At 51.9% G+C, this 8424-nt stretch carries 2 protein-coding genes, 2 tRNA genes, 3 rRNA genes and 1 other annotated feature; all 7 genes read right to left on the bottom strand.

Features of this window, described 5'->3' with window-relative positions; all coding sequences use genetic code 11:
• Positions 1 to 137 (bottom strand) — a sequence feature (16S ribosomal RNA rRNA prediction is too short).
• Positions 138 to 501: 364 nt separating this feature from the next.
• The 7 genes from rrf to ilvC all read right to left on the bottom strand — a co-directional run bounded on the left by rrf (position 502) and on the right by ilvC (position 8398).
• Positions 502 to 617: ribosomal RNA gene (gene rrf / locus B2D37_RS22915) — 5S ribosomal RNA — on the bottom strand.
• Positions 618 to 769: 152 nt separating this feature from the next.
• Positions 770 to 3660, bottom strand: a 23S ribosomal RNA gene (locus tag B2D37_RS22910).
• A 248-nt stretch (positions 3661 to 3908) separates the two neighbouring features.
• A tRNA-Ala gene (locus B2D37_RS22905) sits at positions 3909 to 3984 on the bottom strand.
• Between the two features lie 37 nt (positions 3985 to 4021).
• Positions 4022 to 4098: transfer RNA gene (locus B2D37_RS22900), tRNA-Ile, on the bottom strand.
• Positions 4099 to 4182: 84 nt separating this feature from the next.
• Positions 4183 to 5719, bottom strand: a 16S ribosomal RNA gene (locus tag B2D37_RS22895).
• Together the 16S, 23S and 5S rRNA genes with 2 tRNA genes alongside form the textbook arrangement of a ribosomal RNA operon.
• Before the next feature lie 689 nt (positions 5720 to 6408).
• Positions 6409 to 7224 (bottom strand): CDP-diacylglycerol--serine O-phosphatidyltransferase, encoded by an 816-nt coding sequence (pssA, locus tag B2D37_RS22885; RefSeq protein WP_079204844.1) that lies wholly within the window; start codon positions 7222 to 7224, stop codon positions 6409 to 6411.
• Between the two features lie 157 nt (positions 7225 to 7381).
• On the bottom strand, positions 7382 to 8398 hold the full coding sequence (ilvC, locus tag B2D37_RS22880) for a ketol-acid reductoisomerase (RefSeq protein WP_079204843.1): 1017 nt from the start codon (positions 8396 to 8398) through the stop codon (positions 7382 to 7384).
• Positions 8399 to 8424 lie beyond the last annotated feature (26 nt).

Here is an 8424-nt window from a genome sequence, read left to right as displayed (position 1 = left end):
ACCACTAGGCAGATTCCTAGGTATTACTCACCCGTCCGCCGCTCTCAAGAAGTGCAAGCACTTCTCTACCGCTCGACTTGCATGTGTTAGGCCTGCCGCCAGCGTTCAATCTGAGCCATGATCAAACTCTTCAGTTTTAATACTGCTTGGGTTTTGTGAAAACCCTAAACTTGGCTCAGCACTTCCAAATATACTCTCGAACTTCGAGTGCCTACTTGTGATGCTGATAATCTTGCGACTAACAGTCTTACTCCACAAGCACCCACACGAATTGCTTGATTCAATTGTTAAAGAGCGGTGGCTGAGTCTTTCGTCTCAACCGAGGCGCGCATTCTACAGCAGCCTCATTTACTGTCAAGCGATTCCGAAAATTTCTTTTCAACTTCAACCACTTGCGCTTACTAACTATCCAACATGATGTTTCGATGTTCGAAACTTTCATGCTTATACTTATAGACAAAACCCCCACCCGTTTTCACGGATGGGGGGTTTGGAATACAAGCTTGACGATGACCTACTCTCACATGGGGAAACCCCACACTACCATCGGCGATGCATCGTTTCACTACTGAGTTCGGGATGGGATCAGGTGGTTCCAATGCTCTATGGTCGTCAAGCAATTCGGGTGGAACATCGTGCTTCTTTTATCAAGAAGGACGCGGCTCCAAATTGGGTATGTGATAAAGGGTAGTGCGTGGTCTTGCAAACTTTCGGTGTGTTGTCGACTTCGATCGTCTAGCACACAAACAGCAAATTGTTTGGGTGTTATATGGTCAAGCCTCACGGGCAATTAGTATTGGTTAGCTCAACGCCTCACAGCGCTTACACACCCAACCTATCAACGTCGTAGTCTTCGACGGCCCTTTAGGGAACTCAAGGTTCCAGTGAGATCTCATCTCGAGGCAAGTTTCCCGCTTAGATGCTTTCAGCGGTTATCTTTCCCGAACGTAGCTACCCGGCAATGCCACTGGCGTGACAACCGGAACACCAGAGGTTCGTCCACTCCGGTCCTCTCGTACTAGGAGCAGCCCCTCTCAAATCTCAAACGTCCACGGCAGATAGGGACCGAACTGTCTCACGACGTTCTAAACCCAGCTCGCGTACCACTTTAAATGGCGAACAGCCATACCCTTGGGACCGGCTTCAGCCCCAGGATGTGATGAGCCGACATCGAGGTGCCAAACACCGCCGTCGATATGAACTCTTGGGCGGTATCAGCCTGTTATCCCCGGAGTACCTTTTATCCGTTGAGCGATGGCCCTTCCATACAGAACCACCGGATCACTAAGACCTACTTTCGTACCTGCTCGACGTGTCTGTCTCGCAGTCAAGCGCGCTTTTGCCTTTATACTCTACGACCGATTTCCGACCGGTCTGAGCGCACCTTCGTACTCCTCCGTTACTCTTTAGGAGGAGACCGCCCCAGTCAAACTACCCACCATACACTGTCCTCGATCCGGATAACGGACCAGAGTTAGAACCTCAAGGTTGCCAGGGTGGTATTTCAAGGTTGGCTCCACGCGAACTAGCGTCCACGCTTCAAAGCCTCCCACCTATCCTACACAAGCAAGCTCAAAGTCCAGTGCAAAGCTATAGTAAAGGTTCACGGGGTCTTTCCGTCTAGCCGCGGATACACTGCATCTTCACAGCGATTTCAATTTCACTGAGTCTCGGGTGGAGACAGCGCCGCCATCGTTACGCCATTCGTGCAGGTCGGAACTTACCCGACAAGGAATTTCGCTACCTTAGGACCGTTATAGTTACGGCCGCCGTTTACCGGGGCTTCGATCAAGAGCTTCGCGTTAGCTAACCCCATCAATTAACCTTCCGGCACCGGGCAGGCGTCACACCCTATACGTCCACTTTCGTGTTTGCAGAGTGCTGTGTTTTTAATAAACAGTCGCAGCGGCCTGGTATCTTCGACCGGCGTGGGCTTACGCAGTAAATGCTTCACCCTCACCGGCGCACCTTCTCCCGAAGTTACGGTGCCATTTTGCCTAGTTCCTTCACCCGAGTTCTCTCAAGCGCCTTGGTATTCTCTACCTAACCACCTGTGTCGGTTTGGGGTACGGTTCCTAGTTACCTGAAGCTTAGAAGCTTTTCCTGGAAGCATGGCATCAACCACTTCGTCGTCTAAAAGACAACTCGTCATCAGTTCTCGGCCTTGATCTCCCGGATTTACCTAAGAAATCAGCCTACCACCTTAAACACGGACAACCAACGCCGTGCTGGCCTAGCCTTCTCCGTCCCTCCATCGCAGTAACTAGAAGTACGGGAATATTAACCCGTTTTCCATCGACTACGCATTTCTGCCTCGCCTTAGGGGCCGACTAACCCTGCGTCGATTAACGTTGCGCAGGAAACCTTGGTCTTTCGGCGTGGGTGTTTTTCACACCCATTATCGTTACTCATGTCAGCATTCGCACTTCTGATACCTCCAGCAAGCTTCTCAACTCACCTTCACAGGCTTACAGAACGCTCCTCTACCGCTCATCCTAAGATGAACCCGTAGCTTCGGTGTATGGTTTGAGCCCCGTTAAATCTTCCGCGCAGGCCGACTCGACTAGTGAGCTATTACGCTTTCTTTAAAGGGTGGCTGCTTCTAAGCCAACCTCCTAGCTGTCTAAGCCTTCCCACATCGTTTCCCACTTAACCATAACTTTGGGACCTTAGCTGACGGTCTGGGTTGTTTCCCTTTTCACGACGGACGTTAGCACCCGCCGTGTGTCTCCCGTGCTGACACTTGTTGGTATTCGGAGTTTGCATCGGGTTGGTAAATCGGGATGATCCCCTAGCCGAAACAGTGCTCTACCCCCAACAGTGATACACGAGGCGCTACCTAAATAGCTTTCGAGGAGAACCAGCTATCTCCGAGCTTGATTAGCCTTTCACTCCGATCCACAGGTCATCCGCTAACTTTTCAACGGTAGTCGGTTCGGTCCTCCAGTTAGTGTTACCCAACCTTCAACCTGCCCATGGATAGATCGCCCGGTTTCGGGTCTATTCCCAGCGACTAGACGCCCTATTAAGACTCGCTTTCGCTACGCCTCCCCTATTCGGTTAAGCTTGCCACTGAAAATAAGTCGCTGACCCATTATACAAAAGGTACGCAGTCACCCAACAAAGTAGGCTCCCACTGCTTGTACGCATACGGTTTCAGGATCTATTTCACTCCCCTCTCCGGGGTTCTTTTCGCCTTTCCCTCACGGTACTAGTTCACTATCGGTCAGTCAGTAGTATTTAGCCTTGGAGGATGGTCCCCCCATATTCAGACAAAGTTTCTCGTGCTCCGTCCTACTCGATTTCATGACTAAGAGATTTTCGCGTACAGGGCTATCACCCACTATGGCCGTACTTTCCAGAACGTTCCGCTAATCTCAAAGCCACTTAAGGGCTAGTCCCCGTTCGCTCGCCACTACTAAGGGAATCTCGGTTGATTTCTATTCCTCAGGGTACTTAGATGTTTCAGTTCCCCTGGTTCGCCTCACACACCTATGTATTCAGTGTGTGATAACCATCTTATGATGGCTGGGTTCCCCCATTCAGACATCTCCGGATCAAAGGTTGTTTGCCACCTCCCCGAAGCTTTTCGCAGGCTACCACGTCTTTCATCGCCTCTGACTGCCAAGGCATCCACCGTATGCGCTTCTTCACTTGACCATATAACCCCAAGCAATCTGGTTACTGTCTATAACGTGAAGACGACATTCGCCGAAAATTTGCAATTGAGAACACGCAAATTTTACCTTGACCAAATTAACTGCCAGTGAAAGCAGTCAATCAGTCACTTCTATCACATACCCAAATTTTTAAAGAACGATTTTTCTTACCGGTCAAAGACCAGAAATCAACATTCAGCTACCGTCGGCAGGAATGTTCAGTTCTGAACTCTCTACAACGTCATAAAGTGGTGGAGCCAAACGGGATCGAACCGTTGACCTCCTGCGTGCAAGGCAGGCGCTCTCCCAGCTGAGCTATGGCCCCAGGTAATCGCAAGGCCTCACCCCACTCAATTGACAATTGGTGGGTCTGGGCAGATTCGAACTGCCGACCTCACCCTTATCAGGGGTGCGCTCTAACCAACTGAGCTACAGACCCAATAACGGGCTTCTAACCTAATCGTCTTTTTCAATGAATCAAGCAATTCGTGTGGGAACTTATGAAGAAGCTGAAGCCTTCGATTAAGGAGGTGATCCAGCCGCAGGTTCCCCTACGGCTACCTTGTTACGACTTCACCCCAGTCATGAATCACACCGTGGTAACCGTCCCCCCGAAGGTTAGACTAGCTACTTCTGGTGCAACCCACTCCCATGGTGTGACGGGCGGTGTGTACAAGGCCCGGGAACGTATTCACCGTGACATTCTGATTCACGATTACTAGCGATTCCGACTTCACGCAGTCGAGTTGCAGACTGCGATCCGGACTACGATCGGTTTTATGGGATTAGCTCCACCTCGCGGCTTGGCGACCCTTTGTACCGACCATTGTAGCACGTGTGTAGCCCAGGCCGTAAGGGCCATGATGACTTGACGTCATCCCCACCTTCCTCCGGTTTGTCACCGGCAGTCTCCTTAGAGTGCCCACCATTACGTGCTGGTAACTAAGGACAAGGGTTGCGCTCGTTACGGGACTTAACCCAACATCTCACGACACGAGCTGACGACAGCCATGCAGCACCTGTCTTACAGTTCCCGAAGGCACCAATCCATCTCTGGAAAGTTCTGTAGATGTCAAGGCCTGGTAAGGTTCTTCGCGTTGCTTCGAATTAAACCACATGCTCCACCGCTTGTGCGGGCCCCCGTCAATTCATTTGAGTTTTAACCTTGCGGCCGTACTCCCCAGGCGGTCAACTTAATGCGTTAGCTGCGCCACTAAGTCCTCAAGGAACCCAACGGCTAGTTGACATCGTTTACGGCGTGGACTACCAGGGTATCTAATCCTGTTTGCTCCCCACGCTTTCGCACCTCAGTGTCAGTATCAGTCCAGGTGGTCGCCTTCGCCACTGGTGTTCCTTCCTATATCTACGCATTTCACCGCTACACAGGAAATTCCACCACCCTCTACTGTACTCTAGTTTGCCAGTTTTGGATGCAGTTCCCAGGTTGAGCCCGGGGCTTTCACACCCAACTTAACAAACCACCTACGCGCGCTTTACGCCCAGTAATTCCGATTAACGCTTGCACCCTCTGTATTACCGCGGCTGCTGGCACAGAGTTAGCCGGTGCTTATTCTGTCGGTAACGTCAAAACAGTAACGTATTAAGTTACTGCCCTTCCTCCCAACTTAAAGTGCTTTACAATCCGAAGACCTTCTTCACACACGCGGCATGGCTGGATCAGGCTTTCGCCCATTGTCCAATATTCCCCACTGCTGCCTCCCGTAGGAGTCTGGACCGTGTCTCAGTTCCAGTGTGACTGATCATCCTCTCAGACCAGTTACGGATCGTTGCCTTGGTGAGCCATTACCTCACCAACTAGCTAATCCGACCTAGGCTCATCTAATGGCGCGAGGCCCGAAGGTCCCCCGCTTTCTCCCGTAGGACGTATGCGGTATTAGCGTCCGTTTCCGAACGTTATCCCCCACCACTAGGCAGATTCCTAGGTATTACTCACCCGTCCGCCGCTCTCAAGAAGTGCAAGCACTTCTCTACCGCTCGACTTGCATGTGTTAGGCCTGCCGCCAGCGTTCAATCTGAGCCATGATCAAACTCTTCAGTTTTAATACTGCTTGGGTTTTGTGAAAACCCTAAACTTGGCTCAGCACTTCCAAATATACTCTCGAACTTCGAGTGCCTACTTGTGATGCTGATAATCTTGCGACTAACAGTCTTACTCCACAAGCACCCACACGAATTGCTTGATTCAATTGTTAAAGAGCGGTGGCTGAGTCTTTCGTCTCAACCGAGGCGCGCATTCTACAGCAGCCTCATTTACTGTCAAGCGATTCCGAAAATTTCTTTTCAACTTCAACCACTTGCGCTTTCGATCAACTCTAAGGCTTCTCATCAGCGGGAGGCGAATTCTACAGCGTTTCAAACCGCTGTCAACCACCTCTTTTACCGCTTCCGACCACCTCGACCGACCCACCTGCAGAACCAAACTTCAACCCTGCAGAAGCGGCGCATTCTACACAGCTTTCGCTGTTTAGCAACTTCTCTTTTTAAGCTAACTTCTTGTTTTACAAGAGGTTTACCGAGAGGCCTGCGCCAGAAGAGGTGCGGATTATAGGCCCCGCATAAATTACGTCAAGCCTTTATTACGCTTTTATGGATATTAATGCCTGAACGCCGTGCAAACACCATTTTCACACGCCGACACAGTCCTACTACATAGCCAGAAATCAGGTAACAGATACGACAAAGCCGCTGATGAAACCCATCAACGGCCTTGTGACAACATGCCTAATGATTACTCGGCAGTTTTACGACGCCGCAACTGCAACAAGTATTGCACTGGACCAGAGGCCGCATAGGCCAGGAAGATGATCAGCAGAATCCGCGGAGGATCACTGAACACCACAGCGAAAACCAACACCACCGCAAGGATCGCAACAAAGGGCACTCGCCCTTTCAGATCCAGATCTTTGAAGCTGTGGTACTTGATATTGCTGACCATCAGCATGCCGGCGGCGGCCACCAAGATGGCAATTACAAATGCCATGTTAGAGCCCTGGATACCGAAGTCACTGAAGGCCCACACCGTACCGGCAACAACGCCAGCTGCAGCCGGACTAGCCAAGCCAATGAAATAGCGCTTGTCCGCGCTGCCTATCTGCGTATTGAAGCGAGCCAGGCGTAATGCCGCGCCAGCGACATAGATGAACGCGACCATCCAACCAACCTTACCCAAACTGCCCAGCGCCCACTCAAAGGCCAGTAGCGCTGGCGCTACGCCGAAGGCGACCATATCGGACAACGAGTCATATTCGGCGCCAAAGGCACTCTGCGTGTTGGTCAGTCGCGCCACTCGACCATCGAGACTGTCCAGCACCATGGCCACGAACACGGCAGCCGCGGCCACATAGAAGTTGCCGTTCATGGCATTGATGATGGCGTAGAAGCCAGCAAACAGGTTTGCGGTAGTGAACAGGTTGGGTAGAAGGTAGATACCGCGATGCCGGACTTTGCGCCCCTCAGCATCGTGCCCCTCTTCTACATGCTCATCGATGGGTAGCAAGCTTTCGGCGTCTGGGGCCGACTGGGGCTCTTCTGGACGTTCGCTCATGAACAACACCTTGCAACTGATTTGGAGAATTTCGACAGACGTTGCCAATCAGGTTTCGCCGCCAGCTTTGACTCAATAATCAGGCTTTATACCAGAAGCCTTGTATCAAAATGAAAAAACGCGGCATTGGCCGCGTTTTTTCTCACATGGACAGGCCTTAATTCTTGGCCTTGTCGACGATCTGGTTGGCAGTGATCCACGGCATCATGGAGCGCAACTTCTCACCTACGACCTCAATACCATGGGCCGCATTGTTGCGACGATAGGCAGTCATCGACGGGTAGTTGGCAGCGCCTTCCTGGATGAACATCTTGGCATATTCGCCGTCCTGAATGCGCTTCAGGGCGTTACGCATAGCTTGACGGGACTCGGCGTTGATCACTTCCGGACCGGTCACGTACTCGCCGTACTCGGCGTTATTGGAGATCGAGTAGTTCATGTTGGCGATACCGCCTTCGTACATGAGGTCCACGATCAACTTCAGTTCGTGCAGGCACTCGAAGTAGGCCATTTCTGGCGCATACCCTGCTTCCACCAGAGTCTCGAAGCCGGCCTTGACCAACTCGACGCAACCACCACAGAGAACGGCCTGCTCGCCGAACAGGTCGGTTTCGGTCTCGTCCTTGAAGGTGGTTTCGATGATGCCGGTACGGCCGCCGCCAACGCCCGAGGCGTAGGACAGCGCGACGTTCTTGGCATTGCCGGAAGCATCCTGATAGATAGCAATCAGGTCAGGGATGCCACCACCCTTGACGAACTCGGTGCGCACGGTGTGGCCCGGAGCCTTGGGCGCGATCATGATTACGTCGAGGTCGGCACGCGGCACAACCTGGTTGTAGTGGATCGCGAAGCCATGGGAGAAGGCCAGAGTGGCGCCTTTCTTGATGTTCGGCTCGATTTCGTTCTTGTACAACTGGGACTGGAACTCGTCCGGAGTGAGGATCATCACCAGATCAGCAGCGGCTACTGCAGAAGCAACGTCGGTCACTTTCAAACCATGTGCTTCGGCCTTGGCTACAGTTGCAGAACCTTTGCGCAGGCCGACAGTGACGTCAACGCCGGAATCTTTCAGGTTGCACGCCTGGGCATGGCCCTGGGAACCGTAACCAATGATGGCGACTTTCTTGCCCTGGATGATCGAGAGGTCGCAGTCTTTGTCGTAATACACTTTCATGGAGAATTCCCCTATTTACCTGGCCT

It is taken from the genome of Pseudomonas sp. CC6-YY-74, assembly GCF_002025205.1.
Taxonomy (GTDB): Bacteria; Pseudomonadota; Gammaproteobacteria; order Pseudomonadales; family Pseudomonadaceae; genus Aquipseudomonas; species Aquipseudomonas paeninsulae.
Note: the sequence above shows the minus strand (reverse complement) of the source record. Positions and strands in the feature narration are given on the sequence as shown.